This window comes from Blastococcus sp. TF02-8 (assembly GCF_003319175.1).
Taxonomy (GTDB): domain Bacteria; phylum Actinomycetota; class Actinomycetes; order Mycobacteriales; family Geodermatophilaceae; genus Blastococcus.
Map to the genome: position 1 here is coordinate 178,893 of NZ_QOHK01000005.1, position 20,352 is coordinate 199,244.

A 20,352-nucleotide genomic window follows, 5' to 3' on the forward strand; every position below is an offset into this window, starting at 1 on the left:
CCGTCGTCGCGTCGGCGCTCTAGGGTCGCCGTCGTGGCAGAGCCCGAGAACGGTCCGGTGACCGAGCACACCGGGGTCCGCTTCGCCCACGTGGAGGCGACGCCGGCCCGGCAGGTCACCCGCCGGCTGCTGTTCGCGCTCTTCGTGTTCGTCCTGACCGTCCTGCTCGTGTACGTGGACCGCGACGGCTACCGCGACGTGGACGGCAGCGTCGACCTGCTCGACTCGGCGTACTACGCGACGGTCACGCTCTCCACCACCGGCTACGGCGACATCACCCCGGTCACCGACCAGGCCCGGCTGGTCAACTTCCTGGTCATCACGCCGCTGCGCGTGCTGTTCCTCATCGTCCTCATCGGGACCACGCTCGAGGCGCTGACCGCGCGCTCGCGCGAGGAGTTCCGCATCCGCCGCTGGAGGTCCCAGGTGCGTCAGCACGTCATCGTGTGCGGCTACGGCACCAAGGGCCGCAGTGCCATCCGGTCGCTGCAGGCCAACGGCACGCCCCTGGAGAAGATCGTCGTCGTCGACCCCGACCCGCGGGCCGTCGACGAGGCCAACGCCGTCGGCCTCACCGGCATCGTGGGCGACGCCGGCCGCACCGAGGTGCTGCGCCGGGCCGCCGTCGAGCGCGCCCGGTCGGTCATCGTGGCCGCCAACCGGGACGACGCCTCGGTGCTCATCACCCTGACGGTCCGTCAGCTCAACCCGAGCGTGCCCATTACGACATCGGTGCGCGAGGAGGAGAACGCCAACCTGCTCCGTCAGTCCGGCGCCGACACCGTCATCACCACCTCGGCGACCTCCGGCCGGCTGCTGGGGCTCTCCACCGACGCCCCGCGCGTGGTCGCCGTCGTCGAGGACCTGGTCACCGGCGGCCAGGGGCTGGACCTGCACCAGCGGACCGTCACCGCCGACGAGGTCGGCCTCGGCCCCCGCCAGCTGCGCGACATCGTGCTGTCGGTGACCCGCAGCGGCCGCACGCTGCGCTTCGACGACCCCCTGATCGGCACCCTCCAGCCGGAGGACGTGCTGGTCGTCGTGCGCTCCCACCAGAGCTAGCGGCGCACCCACGTCGGCGTCGGCTCGTCGCGGCCCCGCAGCTCGACCTCGCGGTCGGGCACCCAGTGCTCGCGCTCGTCACCGCCGGCGCTGGTGACGGTCGACCCGCTGGCCACGGCCCGGCCGGGGTGGTCCTTCGCCAGCTCGGTGAGGCGCGCGGCCTCGTTCACCGGGTCTCCGATCACGGTGTACTCCAGCCGGCTGGCCGCGCCCACCTGACCGGCCCAGACGCGGCCGCAGGCCACGCCCACGCCGATGTCGACCTCCCCGGCCTCAGCCACCGCGTCGCAGATGCGCCGGGCGGCCCGCAGGGCCGCGCCGGACGGGTCGGGGTGGTCGGTCGGGGCGCCGAACACGCACAGCGCGGCGTCGCCCTCGAACTTGTTCACCAGACCGCCCTCGGCCTCGACGGTGTCGACGACGACCTCGAAGAAGCGGTTGAGCAGGCCGACCATCTCCTCGGGGCCGGTGCGGCGGACCAGCGAGGTGGAGCCGGCGATGTCGACGAAGAGCGCTGCGGCGGTGCGCACCTCCCCGCCGAGGGAGACCCCGGTGGCCAGGGCCTGCTGCGCGACCGACGTCCCGACGTGCCGGCCGAACAGGTCGCGCAGCCGCTCCCGCTCGGCGAGCCCCGCGGCCATCGAGTTGACGCCCTCCTGGAGCAGTCCGATCTCGCCGGCGTCGTCGACGACGACGTCGACGTCGTACTCGCCCTGCCCGACCTGCTGCACCGCGCGGCGCAGCTCGCGCAGCGGCTGACCGACGGCCCGGGCGATGAGCAGGGTGGCGAGCGCCCCGACCAGCAGGGCGACCACCACGAGGAACACGACGGCGCCCTTCCCCGGACCGCGCGGGTTGCTCGGGTCGAGGTAGAGCAGGACGACGCCGAGCATCGGCACGCCGCTGGTCAGGCCCCAGGTGAGCAGCAGCCGGATCCGGACGCCCAGGGCCAGCCGCCCGACCGGGGGGTGCTCGGCGAGCGCCCGGGCGGTGACGGCCCGGGCGACCCACGCGACGAGCAGGTAGGTGACGCCGGCGGTGGCCACCCCACCCAGGAGCACTGCGACGCCCACCCGCCAGCCGACCCGCGGGTCGGGGAAGGCCGCCGCGGAGGCCACGCCCATGAGCAGTGCCCCGAGGAGCCAGACGGTGCCGGCGACGACCGCGGTGTCCAGCGGCACCCGCAGGGCGTGGGTCGCCTCCTCCCGCGTCGGCGGACGACCGGCCACGAGCCAGCGGTTCGTGACCCGCTGCCGGCGCAACCCGACCACGGTGGCCAGCGGGAAGGCCAGCACCAGGTAGGCGGCGGCGGTCCAGAGCACCGGGGTGCGGCCGGTGTCCCCGCTGCCGTCCTCCACGCCGATGAGCAGCAGGACGACGGTGCCGACGCCGATGATGTTCGCCGCCAGCACCACGAGCACGATCAGCGGCACGGCGAGCCGCCCGCCGGTCACGCTCCTCGCGACCGATCGCCGCGTCATTCCGTCGCTGCTCACGCGGGTCCCGACGTGCCCTGGCGCCGACCGCTCCGGATCTCCACCCGCTCATGATCGATGACGGGGTGGCCCGGCGCCGAACGGCTCACCCGGTCGGCTCACCCGGTCGGCTCACCCCGGCAGCTCACCCCGGCGGCCGGGGACGGCGGCTCAGCCCCAACGGCGCCCACCACGCGGGCGGGTCGCCGTCACGGTCAGGACCCGGATCCGGGAACCAGGCCCTGCGCGCCCCGTTTAAGCGGGGCGGGCGCCGGGGTCACGGAGTCTCCAGCCTTGCGTCGGCACTCCGCTCAACCGAGCTGGGCAGCTCGGTTGAGTTTCCCACCTAGCTGACGGCGGTCGAGCATCGCACAGCAGCTCGTAGGGCTGAAACGATATGAAGATCGAGCGGCGCCCGGGCGACGGCGTCGGCCAGGCCTTTTTGCGAACTCACCAGTCGACGGTCATCGACTTCGGATTCGTAACCAGGCCAGACGTTCGTAACGTGCAAACATCCGCTTCCGTCGGTCAGAACTGCACCCCTTCGTCGTCGGTGGTGAACACCAGTCACATCATGACCGAAGGCTCCCAACATCACTCGGCGGCGGCCGCGTCGAACACGCGCGGGCGGATCTCGGCGGAGACAGCATGCCAATGAGCTACGGCTTGTAAGGATCGCGGGGGGAGAAGTGGACCTTCCACGGGGCGTAGGACCATTCCGTCGCCTACTCGCTGTCTATCCCAGCCACCTTCAGCAGCGAAGGGGGGGGCGAGATCGGAGATGACATCTCCACCCAGGTACACCGAACCATGAGGTCTGGCGTCCAAGCCGTACCACCAACCCTGTAAGAGGAGGCCCGTCGATACAGTCCGGCGCAACCGCCAGTCATCTGGTACCCACCGTCCGCACGATAACGAGGACCCCAGCAGAACGCCAAGAGGTGTTATTACTTCCAATTCTACTGGCGGATTCAATCGCTGATGCTCCGCCCCGACGGACGTCTTTTTGTACAGCGCAAGTTGAGTGAGGGGACCTTCCCCCGGGGGGGAGACTAGCGGAGAACTCGAAGCGGACCAGCCAGCTCGGGACCGCCAAGTAACCGACGCGCCGCTGTCCCATAGGTGCGTTAGGCGTTTGATAGAGCTGCCCGTCACCCTGGTTTTAGGTTCAAACTCGCCGAAGTACATCGGCCGTGCGGCTGGCCACTGCTGGTCAAGGAACGTGAAAAGCTTGGACGCCGCCACGCGGCTCGCCGCTCTAGGCAGAATAAATGTGACCTCATAGCCAAGAGTCCCGCCGACCTCCGGGCGGGGCGCGTGGAAGTCTGAGCACATCGGAAAGGCCGAACTGTGTAGCGTTTCCGTGAAGCCGTCGAAGAGCAGCGCGGTCGGGTCGACCCTTAGGTTCTCAAGGAACCACTCTTCCAGTGCGCGCAAACCAGACGGTGGGACCGGCCCAGGCCAGGACATTTCCACCACGAGGGGGGGCAGGCGCCCTGAGCGCTGCTCCAGTTCGTGAACGTTCAGTATCCAATCATGCGGAACGCGCGAAGCCCTAAGCTCGGGTACGCCGAGGACGCCCCGCTCCATGTGCGAGAGCAATGAAGAGGCAACACTATCATTTTCAGTCAGCAGGTACATTGGACACATCTGTCAAGTCCCCGGAATCACCTTGAGAATGACGCCATTTTCGTTGACCCAGCGCATAAACTGAGGAGATGCGCTCACGATGCCTCTATGCCAAATAGTGAGCGTACCTCCTCGGGCGCGGGCAATATCTAGATAATCGCGGAACTGGGAACTATTATAGAGCCTGCTCGTGTTCTTGATCTCACCAACGTTACGACCCTGCAGTCGGTCTGGAATGCGCATCCTTCCGCTGGGAGCCTTCAGTGCAACCTTGTTTTGCGCCCCGGGCACGCGAACCTGCGCCCACTGCCCGGTTCGTACCGGCGCGGCTCCGCCGCGAGATGGAGCCGCAGCACCGCCGCCGCGTGGCGGCAAGCAACATATCGTGCCGCCACCTCGAGCCCCTCCTCCACCGCCGAACGCCTCGTTTCGACGACCGTCGAGGTCCAAATTGTTGATCGGGTTGGCCGCCGTGTATTCATAGTCGTTAGCGCTGCCGCCGTCGACGGGGTCCACAGCGAAGAAACGGCCCAGCAGAGGACTGTAGGGACGGGCACCCATCTCAACGATCGCTAGTGCGCCGGCGTGTTCGAAGGGGCGCTGGTGTTGGCCGAGCCAGCCGTAGTCCATCTGGCCGGGCTGGTTGTTGGCCGCCCCATCCCCGACGCTGGTCAAGGTCTCGCCAAAGGGGCCGTAGGTCCGCAGCTCCCCCACCTGCACACCAGACGCGTCCGTGGTCAGCGACAGATCGCCCCGGATGGTGGGGTGGTCCCACGTGCGGGCCGCCGCGTCCGGCTTCCAGGTGAACAGCACCCCACCGGGCAGCGACACGCTGCGGGTCAGCAGGGTCATCGCCCCGTCGAACGCGAGGTCGGCGGTGTCCCCACCGGCGGAGTAGCCGTACCGCACCTCATCGGCGCTATCCCCGGCGGTCGTGGTGCGGCGGATGATCCGATCAGTTGCATCCCGCAAATAGGCAACGTTCGCCGGGTCCGGGCCGCCCACCGAGAGCCCGGTGTTACGGGCCGCACCATCCCACGTCAGCGCGGTGGTCACCCCGTCCTGGGTGTAGGCGGTCGTGGAGCCCTTGTCGTCGTACTTGACCCCGGTGATCGCGGTCGCCCCCAGGGTGACCAGCAGCCGGTCGGCGTCGTCATAGCAGTAACGCGTCACCTGAGTACCGGCCGGCGTCTCATCCCTCATCGCCACCCGGTTGGTGTTCACCCCCGCGTTGCCCCGCGTCCCAAACGGGCACGCCGCATCCGCCGGGGAGGTGAAGTCGTAGCCGTAGTGATGCCCGGTCACCCACGCATCGGTCAGCCGCCCCGCCGCGTCATAGCCGAAGTTCGCCCCGCCCGGCCGAGCATCCACCCCACCCAGGGACTCATCGACCACCGTGCCGGCTCGGGTCCGGGTCACCGCCGACACCACATCCCGACCATCAGCGGTCCGCCACGACTGCGACACCACCGCCCCAGCCCCATCCCGGCCGATGGCCGCAAGCCGGCTGCCGTTGCTGTAGGCCACCGACCCCAGCTCACCGGCCGCGTCGTAGGTGACCGTCGCCAGCGTCACCCCGTCCAAGACGGTGGTCAGCAGCCGGCCGGCGTCATCGACGCTGTACGTCGACACCTGCACGGCACCGTTGGGCGGCGTCACCTTCTCCGACGTCGGCCGACCCGCCCGGTCATAGCTGGTCTCGGTCACCACACCCAGGGCGTCGGTGTACCGGACGACCCTGCCCAGCAGGTCCACCTCGGTGGTGATCGTGCCAGCATTGTCCTGCACCGACGTCTTCAGCGGGTCACCGCCCACGGCGTAGTCGGTGGTCACCACCCGCTCGCCCGCACCGTTCACCCCCGGGTAGGTCTGGCGGGTGACCCGACTGCGTGCGTCGTAGCTGGTGCACTCCCAGCCCCCCGAGGTCGCCCGAGCCACCACCCGACCCGAGGCGTCATACACCTGCTCATCGGTACGCGCCTGCCCCGTCGCCGGAGTCGGCAAGGTGCTCAGCTTCGACATACCACCCTGGTTCGCCGGATCCACCGCCGACGTACACGGATTGTCTCGCTGTTCGGTGTCCCCGTACGCGGTGTACGTGGTCTGCACCCCGCTGGGCATCACCTTCGCCGTCGGCCGCAGATAACCCGACCCGACCGGCTCGAACTTCGTGCCACTGGTGATCCCACCGGTCGTCGAGCTGGTCACCAACCCGTAGCCCGCGTCCAGACCGTTGTCGCCGTAACGGGTCGTCGTCGTCTTGTCCGGCACACCCGCCGACTCCGCCTGCGTCGACGACGTGACCAACCCGTAGGAAGGCTGCAAACTCGCCCCCGGCACCGGCTCGTACACCGAATCCGGACGCCGCCAGTTCAGATGCACCGCAGCCGCACCCGACCCGTTGAAGTAATCGACCCGGATCCGATGCCGCGCGCCCGCGGCCGAGTTTGCATACGCCCCGCTGATCGGCCGCATCGCCCCATCGGTCCACGAGTCGGCGATCAGCGCGTCGTCAATCCACAGCCTCGCGCCGCCGTCCACCTCCACCTCGAGGGTGTAGTTCCCGGCCGCCGGGAAAGCGATGTCACCGGTGAGACGAGCCGACCACGCGGACGCCGGAATACCGGCCGCCGGAGCCGTGGTCGCCGTCCAGTCGCCTCGCAGACGACCATCAGTCGTACCCAGGCCGGTCTGGAAGACCTTCGGAGCGCCGGTCAACGACGTGTTGTCGTACAACGCCGCAGCCAGACCGAGGAGCCCCTCGTCATAGGCCGTCCGGGTCTGCGGAACCGTGCCCGCGCAGGCGGACGTCGGGGTCTGACCGGTGAAGCAGGAGGCGGGAGCCGGCCCGTAGCTGGCGATCGGGCGGTCCCGGTCGTCGTAGATGGTCGTCGAGACCCGGCCCGCTGCATCGGTGGACGTCAGCTGCATGTCCTTGACGTTCCAGGTCTGCGAGGTGCTGCGACCGGTGGCGTCGGTGGTGCTCAGCAGCCGGTCGGCGTCGTCGACGACGACCTTGCTGGCGAACCCGCTCGCCGGGGTCAGCCCGGCGACGTCGACGAAGGTGGTGCGAGCGGCCCGGTCGTAGCGGTAGGACCTCTGCGGCCGGTCCTGTGTCGTCGACGGCTTCGGTCCGGTGACCGACTGGGCAGCCGGCTTCCCGTTGACCGAGGTGTAGGCGATCGTCGTCGTCGCGTCAGCGGCCGGGTGCCCGGCGGGGTCGGCAGCTACCCAGTCCGCCCCCAGGTTGTCCCGGACGCCGGTCAGCAGCCCCTGCCCGTCGTAGGCGTAGTCGGTCAGCTCACCGCCCGGGTCCTCGATGCGGGCCAGACGACCCTGGGAGTACCAATAGCGGGTCTGACTGCCGTCCCAATAGGTGATCCGGCACAGCATGCGGCCCGGCGGTGTCGGGTCGAAGCCCGGCGGCACCAACGCACCGCCGTAGCAGTCGTCACCGGCGCGGTTGTAGGACAGCGTGTGCGCGCGACCGGAGACTGGGTCCTTGATCTGGGTGAGTCGCGACGGTGTCCCCGAGTAGACGTTCTGCAGCGCTGCGGGCTTGCGGGAATCCAGCACGCTGGTGAGCGTGTCCAGCTTGCCGTCGGTTCGGAACGTCGAGACCTGACCGCCCTCGGTGATCGTCACCCGACCCGAGGAGTCCAGCGCCAGCACACCGTCCTCACCCGCGGGCGGGGCGTAGCTGCCGTTGGTCCTGGTCCAGGTGTGCTTGGCGCCGGAGGCGTCGGTCAGCACGACCGACTGGTCGGCGATCAGCGCCTCGGTGTACATGGCGCCGCTGCCGTCGAGGTCTGCCGACAGCGTCCAGCCCTGGGGCAGGGCGGGGCTGTCAGAGGTGGCGAGCCAGGTCGAGGGCACCAGCTGCTCAGGCACCGCGCCACCGGCGGTGGTGCGCACGAACAGCTTCATCGACGCCGCGCCGGTCATCTCCTCCTGCTCGACGGTGATCGGCACCGGCTCCCCGGCAGTGAGCTGGACGCTCTTGGCGGCCGCCCAGTTCAGGGTCGAGGTGGGGGTGGTGACCGCGTAGACCGACGTCCCGTTGATCACCACCTCACCGCTGTCGTCGTGCAGGCCGGCGAACTGGTAGGTGCCGGTGACCGGCGGGACGAAGTAGCCCTGCCAACGAGCCAGCCACCAGTCACCGCCCAGGATCGGCGGGAACGGCGACGCGGACCCCCAGTCGGCGTTGACCTGGGGCTCGGTGCGGACCAGCACCGGCTTCTGGAAGTTGTCGTTAATGAGGCCGGCGTGCGACGGGTCGTCGTAGTAGGACGCTGTCAGGCCGGTGTTGAGGGGCTGCTGCGAGTTGTAGGTCAGGTTCAACCCAGCCGAGCCGCCCACGGTCGTGAACGAGGGCGAGGCCGCCGACGTGGTCACATTGCCGTTGGCCAGGTTGACCTGCACCGGGCCCAGGTTGTCGACCGGCGCCGGGCCGTGGTTGCCGATGCGCTGGTCGACCTTGAAGTGACCGACGGCGGTGCCCGTGTTCATGGTGATACCGCTGTAGCTGCTCGCTGTCCACGTGTAGGCGACGCCGTCGGCGAGCACGCCCGCCGGCACCGTCCACGACGGCGACGGCAGGCAGCCGGAGTCCACCACAGTTCCGGTCTTGCCGTCGGAGCCGGTGGCTACCCGGAAGCAGTAGCTCACCGCCTCCCCGTCCGGGTCGGCCACCGGGTTCACCGACAGCGTCGGGGTCAGCGACGTGATCACCGAGTTGTCCGCCGGCGCCGCCATCACGGGGGCGGGTGCGGCGGAACCCACATCCACCGTCAGCGTGGCGGTGAGGTTCTTGTAGGTGCCCACGCCGGGCGTCTCGGTGCCGACCATCATCAGGTAGGCGCCGTTGTCCCGCGCGTTCACCTTGTCGCGGATGAACGTCGTGAGGGCCGCTCCGCTGAATGTGCCGACATCGCCGACCACGCCGCTGGCCAGCTGCTGCCCGACACCCGTGTATGCGAGTGCGGTCGCGGAGTGAACGCGCGCCTCCCATGCCTTCTGGAAGGTCGTCGGATTGATGCGGGCGACATCGATCTTCGCGCCGACGACGTTCTGGCCGAACAGGGCCGTGTTGTCGAACTTGATCGCCGTGCGGTTGTACGAATCAGGGCTCGTCGTCGTACCGCCGAGGCTGTTGCCGATCTTGACACCGCAGTTGACGCACGTGTATCCGGTCGATCGGTACACCCGCGAGTCGACGGTGTTGTAGGTGAACGTCGGGTCGACGCTGACCGGGTACACCCGCTCCGGGGCGCGCAGCCAGGCCTCGTCGACCGAGACCGTCAGCGCCCACTTCTGGCCGACCCTCTCCAGCGCATAGGTGCCGCCGGTCGTCGCCGGCTCTGCCTTGCCGGCACCGGCAGAGTCCCACGTCTCGATGGCGGGCATCACCATCGGGACCGATCCATCCGCAGCGACCAGTTCCACGACCCCACCCTCGGCGAGCCGCGGAGTCAACCCCTTGCTCTCGAGGATGAAGCGCCACGACGCCTGACCGCCGTCGGGCGCCTTGTCCAGGACGATGGTCTCCTTCACCGAACCGGGGGTCACTTCGTAACGCAGATCCGTGGAGCCAGCGACGTCCTGATAATCGGCTTTGGCGCCGTTCACGCGAATCTTGCGGCCGTGCTCGGCATTCTCCAGTCCTAGCGCGATGGAGTTGTTCCCAACTTCCACCCGCACGGCGGCCGGGTCGTCAGCCGTTGCAGCGAACGACGGGTGCAGCGGGTGCTTGGCGGCAGCCGCGCGGCCGGAGGGGTCAGCGGCCAGAGCGACGTCGATCGGCTGCCACGCGCCCTGCTTGTCCTTGACATTCAACGGTTCCGTCGACTGCTGGTAGGTCTGCGTGCCATCCGGGTTGTCGTACAGCGTCGCGTACTCAGTGCGCTCCGACACCTTGGACTTCGCAGGGTCGAACGACGACGGTTCTGACTGCCGCTTCGTCAGCGGCGCGAAGTCCGCCGGAGTGACCGCCTCCTGGCGAGTGGGTGAGCCAGCTCGGGCCGAGGCGAGAGCTGGCAGCTCGCGGACCTTTACCGCACTGCTCTTGGGCGCGGCTTGGGCGGCCTGATCCACCACTAGCACCGAGCTGATGACGGTAGCCGCGACGAACGCACCGATAGGTGCGCGAGCAGACCAAGACCGGATCTTTCCGGCACCGAAGCGAGGACGCACGAGAAGCCATTCAGCAGAGGCGGATGGAAGAGGACGCCAGTTCTCCCGGCGACCGACCAGTAGCCTCACACTTCGATCCGAGAAAGTCTTGTATCGATACTCTATGTACACATGCGCCGCACGCGCCCCTTGAGCTACGGCCGCTTCTCAGCTCCGATCTTCCACGGAGCGTTACACCCTCAGCGGGGGAGCGCCTCGCGCGACCAGACTTGTGCCCGCTACCGGGATCGGAAAAGGCCTACGCACAGCGAGGTCGCCTGGCCGCGGCTGGTCGTCGACGGCGACCGCGCGGTCGGGTTCCTCATGGCCTTCCTGGACATCGACTGGCTCGGCGACGGGTCGCGTTCCGACGTCCGGTCGGGGCTGTGGCGGCTGAACATCGCTGCCGAGGAGCAGGGGCGCGGCTAGGGCCGCTTCGCCGTCGGCGAGGTGGCGGCCGAGATCCGCCGTCGAGGTGGCACCCGGGTGTTCACCACCTACGAGCCGGACGCCGACGGTCCCGCCGGGTTCTACGCCGGCCTGGGCTTCCGGCCGACCGGGGAGTCCAGCGGCGGCCAGACGGTCGCCGTCCTCCACCTGGCCTGAGACGCACGGGAGCCCCGGCCGAACCGGCCGGGGCTCCCGGGACGAGCCGATCAGAAGGCGGGGAGGACGGCGCCCTGGTAGGTGTCCTCGATGAACTGCCGCACCTCGTCGGAGTGCAGCAGCTCCTCCAGCTTCTGGATCCGCTCGTCGTCCTCGTCACCCGAGCGGACCACCAGCAGGTTGGCGTTGGGGTTGTCCTCGCCCGCCTCCAGCGCCAGCGCGTCCTCGGAGGGCACCAGGTCGGCCTCGATGGCGTAGTTGCCGTTGATCACGGCGATGTCGACGTCGGCCAGCGACCGCGGCACCTGCGCGGCCTCGACCTCGGAGATCTCGAGGTTCTTCGGGTTCTCGTCGATGTCGAGCGAGGTCGGCGCGGCGTCCCCGGTGTCGGCCAGGGTGATCAGGTCGTTGGCCTCGAGCAGCCGCAGGGCGCGGGCGGCGTTCGTGGGGTCGTTGGGGATCGCCACCGTGGCACCGTCGGCGAGGTCGGCGAGGTCGTCCAGCCGGCTGGAGTAGATGCCGAGCGGCTCGATGTGCACCGGCGCCAGGGCCTGGAAGTCGTAGCCGGCGCTCTTCTCCTGCTCCTCCAGGTACGGGATGGTCTGGAAGTAGTTGGCGTCGAGCGACCCGTCGTCCAGGGCCACGTTGGGCTGGATGTAGTCGGTGAACTCCTTGATGTCGAGGTCGAGGCCGGCGTCCTCGGCGAGGTTCTCGTCGATGAACCGCAGGATCTCCGCGTGCGGCACCGGGGAGGCGCCCACCCGCAGCGGCTCGTCGGCGCCGGACAGCTCGGCCTCGCCCCCGCCGCAGGCGGTGAGCAGCGCCGTCATCGCCGTGGCGGCCAGGAGGGCGGGAAAGCGGGTGCGCATGGTGGTTCGTTCTCCTCGGTGGTGGTGCGGACGGGGTTCAGGCGTGGGCGAGCGAGCGCGCCCAGCGGTCGCCGGCCCACTGCAGGGCCTGGACGACGACGAGCAGCAGGACGACGGTCGCCAGGGTGATGTCGGTGCGGAACTGCTGGTAGCCGAAGCGGATGGCGAAGTCACCGAGCCCGCCGCCGCCGACCGCGCCGGCCATGGCCGAGTAGCTGATCAGCGCGACGACGGTGACCGTGACCCCCGCGACCAGCGACGGGAGGGCCTCGGGCAGCAGCACCGTGCGGACGACGTCGCGGCGGCGCGCGCCCATGGAGAGCACCGCCTCGACCTTGCCGGCGGCGACCTCGCGCAGGCTGGTCTCGACCAGCCGGGCGAGGAAGGGGATGGCGCCGATGGTCAGCGGGACGATCGCCGCGGTCGAGCCGATCGTGGTGCCCACGATGCCTCGGGTGACCGGCGCGACCAGGACCAGCAGGATGATGAACGGCAGCGCGCGGCCGAGGTTGACCAGCAGTCCGAGGACCCGGTTGAGCACCGGCCGCGGAGCCAGCCCCCCGCGGGCGGTGACCGTGAGCAGGACGCCGAGCGGGACGCCGAGGAGCACGGTGAGCAGCGCCGAGACGCCGACCATGTAGAGGGTCTCGCCGGTGGCGTCGAGGAGCTGCGGGTAGATGCGGGCCCAGTCGCTCATCGGGTCACCTCGGGGGCAGCGGGAACGCGCTCGACCAGGACGCCGCCGGAGCGCAGGCGGTCCAGGGCGTCGTCCAGTCGCTCGACGCCTCCGCTGACCCGCAGGAGGAGCCGGCCGTAGCGCCCCCCGGCCACGGTCTCGACCGACCCGCCGGCGATCTCCACGGCCAGGCCGAGCTCGCCGATCAGGGTGTGCAGGACGACGGTCTCCGGCGTCCGGTCGGTCACGGTCACCCGCACCAGTGCGCCCCCGTGGCCGGCGCCGGCGTCGGCGACCGGGGCGGGCAGCAGGGCCTCGCCCAAGAGCGACCGCTCGCGGGTGAGCACGTCGGCGAGCCGGCCGCCGTCGACCACCCGGCCGGAGTCGAGCAGCACGGCGCTGTCGCAGACCGCCTTCACGACCGCCATCTCGTGGGTGATGAGCAGGACGGTGAGGCCCAGCTCGTCGCGCACCCGGCGCAGCAGCTCCAGCACCCCGGTGGTGCTCGCCTGGTCGAGCGCCGAGGTGGCCTCGTCGCAGAGCAGCACGCTGGGCCGGACGGCCAGCGCGCGGGCGATGGCCACGCGCTGCTTCTGCCCGCCGGAGAGCTGGGCGGGGCGGGCGTCGGCGCGGTCGCCCAGGCCCACGAGGTCCAGCAGCTCCCCCGCCCGCCGCCGCCGCTCCGCGCGGCCGACCCCGGCGAGCTCCAGCGGGTGCTCCACGTTGCCCGCGGCGGTCCGGGAGTCCAGCAGCTCGAAGTGCTGGAACACCATGCCGATCGAGCGGCGGGCCCGGCGGACCTCATCGTCCGGGAGCTCGGTCAGGACCTTGCCGTCGACGGTCACCGAGCCGGCGGTGGGCCGCTCCAGCAGGTTGACCAGCCGCACGAGCGTGCTCTTGCCCGAGCCGCTCGGGCCCACGACGCCGGCGAACTCCCCGCGCTCCACGGTGAGGCTGACGCCGTCGACGGCGACGACCTCCCCCACCCGGCCCCGGGCGGGGAAGACCTTGCGGACGTCCTTCAGTTCGATCACAGAGGGTTGACCTTCGGCGTGAGCAGGCAGCGACGCCGTCCGGTGGACGGCGCCTGCTGGAGCGAGGAGCGAGCGGGAGGAGTGGGGCTCAGCGACACATGGCTGTGCCGGTGCGGCACAGATCGATGTGCCGCCGTACCCACGAGAACAGCTCGGGCCGCATGGTGTTCCTCCATCGGTCCTGGCAGTAGCACCCGCGCCCGCACGTGCGGGGGGTTGCTGCGGCGTCGACGAGCCAGGTCTCTCAGCCGCTCCGGATGGTTGCGCCGCCGAGTCTACGGAGCCTGCCGGGGCGCCTCGGAGCCAGGGCCTGCGAGTTCACTCACAGACGACCGGTGGCACCGATGAGTCGGCGGCGTCCACCCGGTCCTACCCGCACCACGACGACGACGGACGGACGCACCCATGGGACTGATCCACATCGAGCTGTTCGCGACCCTCGACCTCGTCGGGCAGGCGCCGGGCGGCCCCGAGGAGGACCCGGACGGGTTCCCCTTCGGCGGGTGGCAGGCCCCGCTGATGGACGAGGTGGCCGGTGAGCAGGTCATGGCCGCGTACGAGGACACCGACGCGCTGCTGCTGGGCCGGCGGACCTACGACATCTTCGCCTCCTACTGGCCGCACCAGGACGACGAGATCGGCCGGCTCTTCAACCGCGTCCCCAAGTACGTGGCCTCGCGGGGGACGCCGGACCTCTCCTGGGCCGGGTCGAGCCTGCTGGGGGCGGACCTGCCCGTCGCGGTGCGGGAGATCCGCGAGCGGCACGAGCACGTGAAGGTCGTCGGGAGTCTGGACCTGGTGCAGACCCTGCTGCGGGACAAGCTCTTCGACCGGCTCGACCTGTGGGTGCACCCGATCGTGCTCGGCGTCGGCAAGAAGGTCTTCGACGGCGGCGCGGTGCCCACGAACCTGACCCTGCTGGAGCCGCCGACGGCCGGCCCGAAGGGCACCGTCCTCCTGCGCTACGGGCGGGGCGAGGGCGAGCCCGCCACCGGGGACATGACCGCGCCCGACCGCACCGGCTGACGACGAGAGCCGGGCCCCGCGCTGCTGCGCGACGGCCCGGCTCTCACCGACAACGGGCCTGCCGGGCAGACCCTCGAGGGGTGGAGGTGGCGGGAATCGAACCCGCGTCCTTCGACGCATCACCAGGGCTTCTCCGAGCGCAGTCCGCGTTGCCTCTGCTCGACCCCGTCGATCATGCGGACAAGTCGACGTGACGGGCCCAGTCACTGTTTGATGTCCCGCACGCGCCCGCGACCGGCACGTGCAGTGAGTCATCTAGCTGATGCCAGGATCCGGGCCGATGACGAACCCGGGCTGACAGACTCGCCTAGCTGCTATCAGGCAGCGAGAGCGAAGTCGCGCTGATTGGAATCGGCGCTTGTGTGTTTTCCAACGCGTGGTTAACGAGCTCATCGTTGGCTTCCTCGGCTCGCTTCCCCTGGTCACCCGACCGAAGTCGAGACCATTCACCCCCTGTGTAGTTGTGCAGACAGCCTAACGGGGAGGGCAAGCGCGCTGTTCCCGCCCGCGTTCCCGGCGTCGCCGGTCGCGGGTCAGATCCAGTCGCGGCGCTTGAAGACGGCGTACAGGGTGACGCTGACCCCGAGCATCGCCACCAGCGCGAGCGGGTAGCCCAGCGACCAGTGCAGCTCCGGCATGTGGTCGAAGTTCATGCCGTACACGGTGCCGACGAGGGTGGGCGCGAACAGGATGGCGGCCCACGCGGAGATCTTCTTGACCTCCTCGCCCTGGGCGATCGAGGCCTCGGTGAGCTCCCGGATCTCCTCGTTCTGCCGCTGCGCCACCAGGGTCGCGTTGACGGTGAGGATGTCGCGCAGCTGCAGCCGGAAGCCCTCCACCCGCTCGGTCACCTGGATGACGTGGTCGGCGACGTCGCGCAGGTAGCCCCGCAGCTCCTCGTCCACCCCGTACTTGTCGAAGCCGGCGGTCAGCGCGGCGATGATCCCGGTGAGCGGCTGGGCGGCCCGCTGGAACTCCAGCACCTCCTGCGAGAGCTCGTAGATGCGGCGGGAGACCCCGGGGTCCCCGCGGAAGACCTCGGTCTCGATCTCGTCAATGTCGTTGGCCAGCCCGTCGACCACCGGGCGGTACCCGTCGACGACGGCGTCCAGCGTCGCGTACAGCACCGCCTCGCTGCCCTTGGCCAGCAGCGCCGGCTCGCTCTCCAGCCGGCGGCGCACCCGCGAGAGGTCCGGCGACTCGCTGTGCCGGACGGTGATCGCGAAGTCGCGGCCGAGGAACAGGTGCAGCTCCCCGAACTCGACCTCCTCGGCCGCGTCCAGGTACCGGGCGGCCTTGAGGACGACGAACAGCGTGGACCCGTAGCGCTCGAACTTCGGCCGCTGGTGGGCCTTGATCGCGTCCTCGACCGCGAGCTCCGGCAGGTCGAACAGCTCCGCGAGCGAGCCCAGGTCCCCCGGCCCCGGTCGGTAGAGGCCCAGCCACGCCAGGCGCCCCTCCCCCAGGCCGAGCTCCTCGCGGCTCTCCTCGGCGGTGTCGGGGGTGGCGACGCGTCGACCGTCGGAGTAGACGGCATTGTCGACCATCCGCGCCGGGGCGGGCGGCTCGGCGACGGTGGCCGACCGCGGAACGGACGGCAGCAGCTCGACCCGCGGACGGCGGGCGAGGGTGGACAGCGCGGTGAGCGGGGCGCGGCGGCGCTCGGCCATGACGGACTCCCGGGGCGACGGGGACGGTGGTGGACACCGGAGCGGTCCTCGCACGCCGCCACGACCGGCAGGCCTAGACGGGGAGGACCTCGGGATGGGTACTGGGAGGCTCGGCGCGCATCGTCCGACCTCCCTCGACCTCGGGGCCGCCGTCCGTCTGGCGGCCGTCGTCCATGGTGTCACGCTGCTCGCGCGGCGTACTCGCCCCGCCGGGTGAGTCAGCCCACGGAGCCGAGGACCACCTCGACCATCACCGGCAGCAGGACGACGATCAGCAGCGCACCGAGGACGTCGAAGGAGATGCCGGAACGGATCATCTTCGTGATCGGGACGACGCCCGACCCGTAGGCGATCGCGTTCTGCGGCGTCGACACCGGGAGCATGAAGCCGAAGGACGCCGCGAAGGTGGCGGCCAGCGCGGGGACGAACGGGTTGATCCCGGCCGCCATCGCCACCGGGATGATGATCGGCACGACGACGGCGGCCGACGCGGTGTTCGACGTCGTCTCGCTGATGACGATCGCCAGGATCACCGCGAAGACCGTGATCGCGAAGGTGCTGGTCAGCCCCAGGGAGTCGGCCGAGGCCTGACCGATCGTCTCGGCGAGGCCGGTGCTGGCCAGCAGCGAGCCGAAGATGATGCCGGTCCCGAACAGCAGGATCGTTCCCCAGTCGATGGTGGCGGCGTCGCTCCACCGCAGGGTGAACTCCCGCGCCCTCCAGTCCGTCGGCAGCAGGAACAGCAACGACGCCCCCAGGACGGCGATGACGCCCTCGTCCATCCGGTCGCTGACGGTCGCGTACAGGTCGGAGTCGGTGCCCGCCGTGAGCGCGATGACGCCGGGGAAGATCCAGCAGGCGACGGTGACCGCGAAGGCGATGAGCGTGTTCTTCTCCGCGCGGGAGAACGAACCGAGCTCCGCCCGCTCCCTCTGCACGTACTCGCTCACCCCCTCGATCCGCCGGATCTCGGGCTTGTTCAGCAGCAGGAGCACGGCGGTCAGCGCGACGAACATGAGGGCGCAGATCGGCAGCGCCATGAGCATCCAGTCGAGGAAGCCGATCCGCTCCCCCGTCGCCTCCTCGATCAGGCCGCGGCCGATCAGGTTGGGTGGCGTGCCGACCGGCGTGATCAGTCCGCCGACACTGGCGCCGTAGGCGAGCATCAGCATGATCGCGACGCCGACGCGCAGCCGCAGCGGGTCGAAGTCCGGCCTCACCAGCTCCTTGTCCTGCAGCAGCTTGGCGATCACCGAGATGATCCCCAGCGCCGTCGGCAGCAGCATCGCGACCGTGGCCGTGTTGGAGACGAACGCCGAGAGCAGCGCCGTGATCGCCCCGAAGGCGATGGTCACGCGGTAGGTGGAGGTGCCGACCCACCTCAGCGACAGCACGAACATGGCGAACCGGCGGGCCAGCCCGTGCTTGAGCATCGCCGCCGCGAGGATGAACGCCCCGATGAAGGTGAACACCGTCGTGGACCCGAACGGCGCCAGCGCGTCGTCGGCCGGCACCACGCCGAGGACCACGATCGCGCCGATGCCGATGAGCCCACCGATCGGGATGGGCACGGGCTCGGTGATCCACAGGACGATGACGCCCAGCAGGATGGCCGCCAGCAGGTGCTGGTCGCGGGCCAGGTCGACCGGCAGCAGCGCGAAGAGGACCGTCACCGCCGGCGCGAGGAACAGCCCGACGGTGCGGCGGCCCCTCTCGAACCGTTCCTCGGCCGGGCTGAGCTCCTGCTCGCCGAGGCTGCGGTAGGTCGCACTGCCGCGGAAGGCGGCGTCGACGTCGGTCCGCCGGCCCTGCTGCCCTGGTGCCCGCTCGGTCGCGGTCATGACGCCTCCCGGTGCTGCGGTGCCCGGACCCTACTGCGCCACGGGCCCCGGGTCAGCGGCCGAAGATGCCCTGTCCGAACGCCCCCTTGGCGGTGATCCGGCGCGAGAGGTCCTTGCCCAGCTCGACGACCCGCGCCGTCTTCTCCGCCCCGAGCTGCAGCCACGGGTCGGCAGCGAGGGCGTCGGTCTGCACCTCGATGTGGGCGCGCAGCTCCTCGCCCTCGGCGGTCAGCCCCGCGTCGTCCAGGAGCCCGCGGTCGGCGAGGTCCGCGCAGGCGGCCGACCACTGCTCGTCCTTCCACCCGCGGGTGGCCTTGGCCGCCGCCTCGGTGAACCCACGTCCGGTGGCCGAGTGGGTGATCAGTGCCTCCAGGCCGGTGAGGCCCGCGTGCAGGAGGACGGCGACGTGCCCGTCGCCCCGGTGCTCGCGCAGCAGGGTGGCGCCGTGCCACACCTGCAGCAGCGGCTCCTCGGGCCACGGCTGGTCGGCGTGCCCCGCGTAGAGGGCCCGCCCTTCGGCGCTGAGCCCCTGGCACGCCTCGCGGAGCAGCCCGCCGAGCTCGGCGACCTCCGGCGAGGCGACGACGTCCTCCCCGAGCAGCCGGGTGAGCGAGGCGCGGGCCGCGTCGAGCCGGGCGGCGAGCACCTGCTCCGGGGAGGCGAGGGTCCAGGCGCGCGGGATCATGTGCGCGACCAGCGAGGGCGAGAAGTTGTAGAAGGTCGCCGTCACCACCCCGGCGCCCACGGCGCCCATGGCGGCGGCGCGGGCGGCGAAGTAGACCATCCGGCCCGGCTTCAGCCCGAGGGCGGCGAGGTGCTCGTCCTGCTCCGGCGCGAAGTAGAGCTGCGAGTGCAGCGGGTCGATCGCGCGGTGGGCGCGGCCGACGAGGGCGGGATCGAAGACGGGCTGATCGACGCTGACCATGGCCGCACCCTAGTCAGCGGTGCTCCACCCGTCAGCGACCGGCGGGGTCAGCGGGAAGCGGGGCATCGCAGCCTCCGGCCTCAGGTGCGGACGAACAGGCAGAAGGGGTGCCCGTCGGGGTCGGCGTAGGTGCGCACGTCCTCGTGCGGGTCGGTGTAGGCGTTGAGCAGCCGGGCACCGGCTGCCTCGGCCTCCGCAGCGGCGGCGGCGAGGTCCTCGACCTGGAAGTCCAGGTGCTGCTGCATCTGCTGGGTGCCGGGCTGCGGCGGCCACACCGGGGGCACGTGGTCGGCCTCCCGCTGGAAGGACAGGCCGGGGCTGCCGTCCTCCGGCCGCAGGGCAGCCCACTCCGGGGAGTCGTCGTCCAGCGGCCAGCCCAGCAAGCGCTGGTAGAAGCGGGCCAGCGCCTGCGGGTCGGGGGTGCCGAGGACCGGCGCGCGCAGCCGGATGCCGGTGATCATGCCTCGATCCTGAACAGCCGGGCGCCGTTGCGCCAGAGCACGGCGCGCAGCCACTCCTCCCCCAGGCCGAGCCGGTGCAGCGCCTGCAGCTGGTGGGCGTAGGCGTACGGGATCGAGGGGAAGTCGCTGCCCAGGAGGACCTTCTCCCGCAGGGCAGCCAGACGCGGCAGGTCCGCGGGGTCGAACGGCATCAGCCGCTCGGTGAAGTCCGTGGCGAACATCGTGGTGTCCAGGTGCACCCGCTCGTACCGCTCGGCGAGGTCGAGGAAGTCCCGGTACTCCGGCATGCCGAGGTGCGCGATGACCAGCTGCAGCCGCGGGTACCGCTCGAGCAGTCCCTGCATCGGCTCGGGCCCGGTGTGCTCCCCGGCCAGCGGGCCGGAACCGCAGTGGATGACCACCGGGGTGCCGGTCTCCTCCAGCCGCGCCCACACCTCCGCCAGCAGCGGGTCCCGCGGGTCGAAGGAGCCCACCTGCACGTGCACCTTGAACACCCGGGCGCCGCGGTCGAGCGCCTCGGCCACGTAGGCCGCCGCTGTCGGCTCCGGGAAGAAGGTGGCCGACTGCAGCACCTGCGGCCGGCCGGCGGCGAACTGGTGCGACCACTCGTTCAGCCAGGCCGCCATGCCCGCCTTGTGCGGGTACGGCAGCGTCGGGAAGGCGCGTACCCCGAGCCGGTCGAGGACGGCGAGCCGCTCCTCCTCCGACAGCCGGTAGGTCACCGGCCAGGCGGGGCCGTAGTGCGTCTCGGCGTGCGCGAAGTAGTCCCACACCTTGGCCTGCACCCGCTCGGGCAGGAAGTGCACGTGCACGTCCACCAGACCCGGCAGGCCGAGCTCACGCCAGTACCGGGGGACGTCGGCGTCGTCGACGGGAGCTGCGACGGGTTCCACGCGGGCGACCG

14 protein-coding genes, 1 other RNA gene and 1 riboswitch are annotated in these 20,352 nt (G+C 70.6%); of the genes, 4 read left to right on the forward strand and 11 right to left on the reverse strand.

The annotated features are described in order from the left end of the window. The first annotated feature begins 33 nt into the window (after positions 1-33). Positions 34-1,062 carry a TrkA family potassium uptake protein gene (locus DQ237_RS12015; RefSeq protein WP_113800367.1) on the forward strand — a complete coding sequence of 343 codons (1,029 nt, stop codon included), beginning with the start codon at positions 34-36 and terminating at the stop codon, positions 1,060-1,062. Here the strand turns inward: DQ237_RS12015 and DQ237_RS12020 are convergent. Continuing rightward, the gene (locus DQ237_RS12020; protein WP_113800368.1) at positions 1,059-2,543 is read right to left on the reverse strand and encodes an adenylate/guanylate cyclase domain-containing protein; all 1,485 of its coding nucleotides are present in this window, start codon (positions 2,541-2,543) and stop codon (positions 1,059-1,061) included. The two genes, DQ237_RS12015 and DQ237_RS12020, sit on opposite strands and share 4 nt — an antisense overlap. A 391-nt stretch (positions 2,544-2,934) precedes the next feature. On the opposite strand from DQ237_RS12020, the gene DQ237_RS19450 reads away from it, so the two are divergent. Beyond that, the gene (locus DQ237_RS19450; RefSeq protein ID WP_147251793.1) at positions 2,935-3,195 is read left to right on the forward strand and encodes a hypothetical protein; all 261 of its coding nucleotides are present in this window, start codon (positions 2,935-2,937) and stop codon (positions 3,193-3,195) included. A gap of 995 nt (positions 3,196-4,190) precedes the next feature. Here DQ237_RS19450 and DQ237_RS12025 read toward each other — a convergent pair. Next, entirely contained in the window at positions 4,191-10,262 is a 6,072-nt protein-coding gene (locus DQ237_RS12025) for a PA14 domain-containing protein (RefSeq protein WP_147251794.1), read from the reverse strand. Between the two features lie 210 nt (positions 10,263-10,472). On the opposite strand from DQ237_RS12025, the gene DQ237_RS19925 reads away from it, so the two are divergent. Further along, complete coding sequence (locus DQ237_RS19925) at positions 10,473-10,769, forward strand: hypothetical protein (protein WP_205730185.1); 297 nt, start codon at positions 10,473-10,475, stop codon at positions 10,767-10,769. Positions 10,770-10,996: 227 nt separating this feature from the next. Here DQ237_RS19925 and DQ237_RS12035 read toward each other — a convergent pair whose 3' ends face one another. Genes DQ237_RS12035 through DQ237_RS12045 form a run of 3 tightly spaced genes read right to left on the reverse strand, consistent with a single transcriptional unit; the run spans position 10,997 to position 13,525 of the window. After that, positions 10,997-11,815, reverse strand: a complete 819-nt coding sequence (locus DQ237_RS12035; protein WP_113800370.1) for a MetQ/NlpA family ABC transporter substrate-binding protein — start codon at positions 11,813-11,815, stop codon at positions 10,997-10,999. 37 nt (positions 11,816-11,852) lie between these two features. Further along, positions 11,853-12,512: a methionine ABC transporter permease gene (locus DQ237_RS12040; protein WP_113800371.1), complete on the reverse strand. Its 660-nt coding sequence runs from the start codon at positions 12,510-12,512 to the stop codon at positions 11,853-11,855. Further along, the gene (locus DQ237_RS12045) at positions 12,509-13,525 is read right to left on the reverse strand and encodes a methionine ABC transporter ATP-binding protein (protein WP_113800372.1); all 1,017 of its coding nucleotides are present in this window, start codon (positions 13,523-13,525) and stop codon (positions 12,509-12,511) included. Before DQ237_RS12045 ends, DQ237_RS12040 begins: the two co-directional genes overlap by 4 nt. Positions 13,526-13,694: 169 nt before the next feature. Continuing rightward, positions 13,695-13,789, reverse strand: a riboswitch (SAM riboswitch). 141 nt (positions 13,790-13,930) lie between these two features. On the opposite strand from DQ237_RS12045, the gene DQ237_RS12050 reads away from it, so the two are divergent. Beyond that, the gene (locus DQ237_RS12050; RefSeq protein WP_113800373.1) at positions 13,931-14,551 is read left to right on the forward strand and encodes a dihydrofolate reductase family protein; all 621 of its coding nucleotides are present in this window, start codon (positions 13,931-13,933) and stop codon (positions 14,549-14,551) included. A 78-nt stretch (positions 14,552-14,629) separates the two neighbouring features. Here the strand turns inward: DQ237_RS12050 and ssrA are convergent. The 6 genes from ssrA to DQ237_RS12080 form a co-directional block, all read right to left on the reverse strand. After that, positions 14,630-15,005, reverse strand: a transfer-messenger RNA (tmRNA) gene (gene ssrA / locus DQ237_RS12055). A gap of 79 nt (positions 15,006-15,084) precedes the next feature. After that, on the reverse strand, positions 15,085-16,221 hold the full coding sequence (locus DQ237_RS12060) for a magnesium and cobalt transport protein CorA (protein WP_113800374.1): 1,137 nt from the start codon (positions 16,219-16,221) through the stop codon (positions 15,085-15,087). A gap of 218 nt (positions 16,222-16,439) precedes the next feature. After that, entirely contained in the window at positions 16,440-18,062 is a 1,623-nt protein-coding gene (locus DQ237_RS12065) for a DASS family sodium-coupled anion symporter (RefSeq protein WP_113800375.1), read from the reverse strand. Between the two features lie 52 nt (positions 18,063-18,114). Next, positions 18,115-18,987, reverse strand: coding sequence for a hypothetical protein (locus tag DQ237_RS12070; RefSeq protein WP_113800376.1), 873 nt, complete (start codon positions 18,985-18,987; stop codon positions 18,115-18,117). An 80-nt stretch (positions 18,988-19,067) separates the two neighbouring features. After that, positions 19,068-19,448: a VOC family protein gene (locus DQ237_RS12075; RefSeq protein ID WP_113800377.1), complete on the reverse strand. Its 381-nt coding sequence runs from the start codon at positions 19,446-19,448 to the stop codon at positions 19,068-19,070. Beyond that, the gene (locus DQ237_RS12080; RefSeq protein WP_113800378.1) at positions 19,445-20,341 is read right to left on the reverse strand and encodes an amidohydrolase family protein; all 897 of its coding nucleotides are present in this window, start codon (positions 20,339-20,341) and stop codon (positions 19,445-19,447) included. Before DQ237_RS12080 ends, DQ237_RS12075 begins: the two co-directional genes overlap by 4 nt. Positions 20,342-20,352: the final 11 nt, after the last annotated feature.

What these genes read in the sequence shown, in the direction of transcription:
- DQ237_RS12035 (WP_113800370.1), bottom strand. Translation starts at nt 11,815, where the DNA reads ATGCGCACCCGCTTTCCCGCCCTCCTGGCCGCCACGGCGATGACGGCG.
- DQ237_RS12060 (WP_113800374.1), bottom strand. Translation starts at nt 16,221, where the DNA reads ATGGCCGAGCGCCGCCGCGCCCCGCTCACCGCGCTGTCCACCCTCGCC.
- DQ237_RS12050 (WP_113800373.1), top strand. Translation starts at nt 13,931, where the DNA reads ATGGGACTGATCCACATCGAGCTGTTCGCGACCCTCGACCTCGTCGGG.
- DQ237_RS12065 (WP_113800375.1), bottom strand. Translation starts at nt 18,062, where the DNA reads ATGACCGCGACCGAGCGGGCACCAGGGCAGCAGGGCCGGCGGACCGAC.
- DQ237_RS12020 (WP_113800368.1), bottom strand. Translation starts at nt 2,543, where the DNA reads ATGACGCGGCGATCGGTCGCGAGGAGCGTGACCGGCGGGCGGCTCGCC.
- DQ237_RS19925 (WP_205730185.1), top strand. Translation starts at nt 10,473, where the DNA reads ATGCGCCGCACGCGCCCCTTGAGCTACGGCCGCTTCTCAGCTCCGATC.
- DQ237_RS12075 (WP_113800377.1), bottom strand. Translation starts at nt 19,448, where the DNA reads ATGATCACCGGCATCCGGCTGCGCGCGCCGGTCCTCGGCACCCCCGAC.
- DQ237_RS12070 (WP_113800376.1), bottom strand. Translation starts at nt 18,987, where the DNA reads ATGGTCAGCGTCGATCAGCCCGTCTTCGATCCCGCCCTCGTCGGCCGC.
- DQ237_RS19450 (WP_147251793.1), top strand. Translation starts at nt 2,935, where the DNA reads ATGAAGATCGAGCGGCGCCCGGGCGACGGCGTCGGCCAGGCCTTTTTG.
- DQ237_RS12040 (WP_113800371.1), bottom strand. Translation starts at nt 12,512, where the DNA reads ATGAGCGACTGGGCCCGCATCTACCCGCAGCTCCTCGACGCCACCGGC.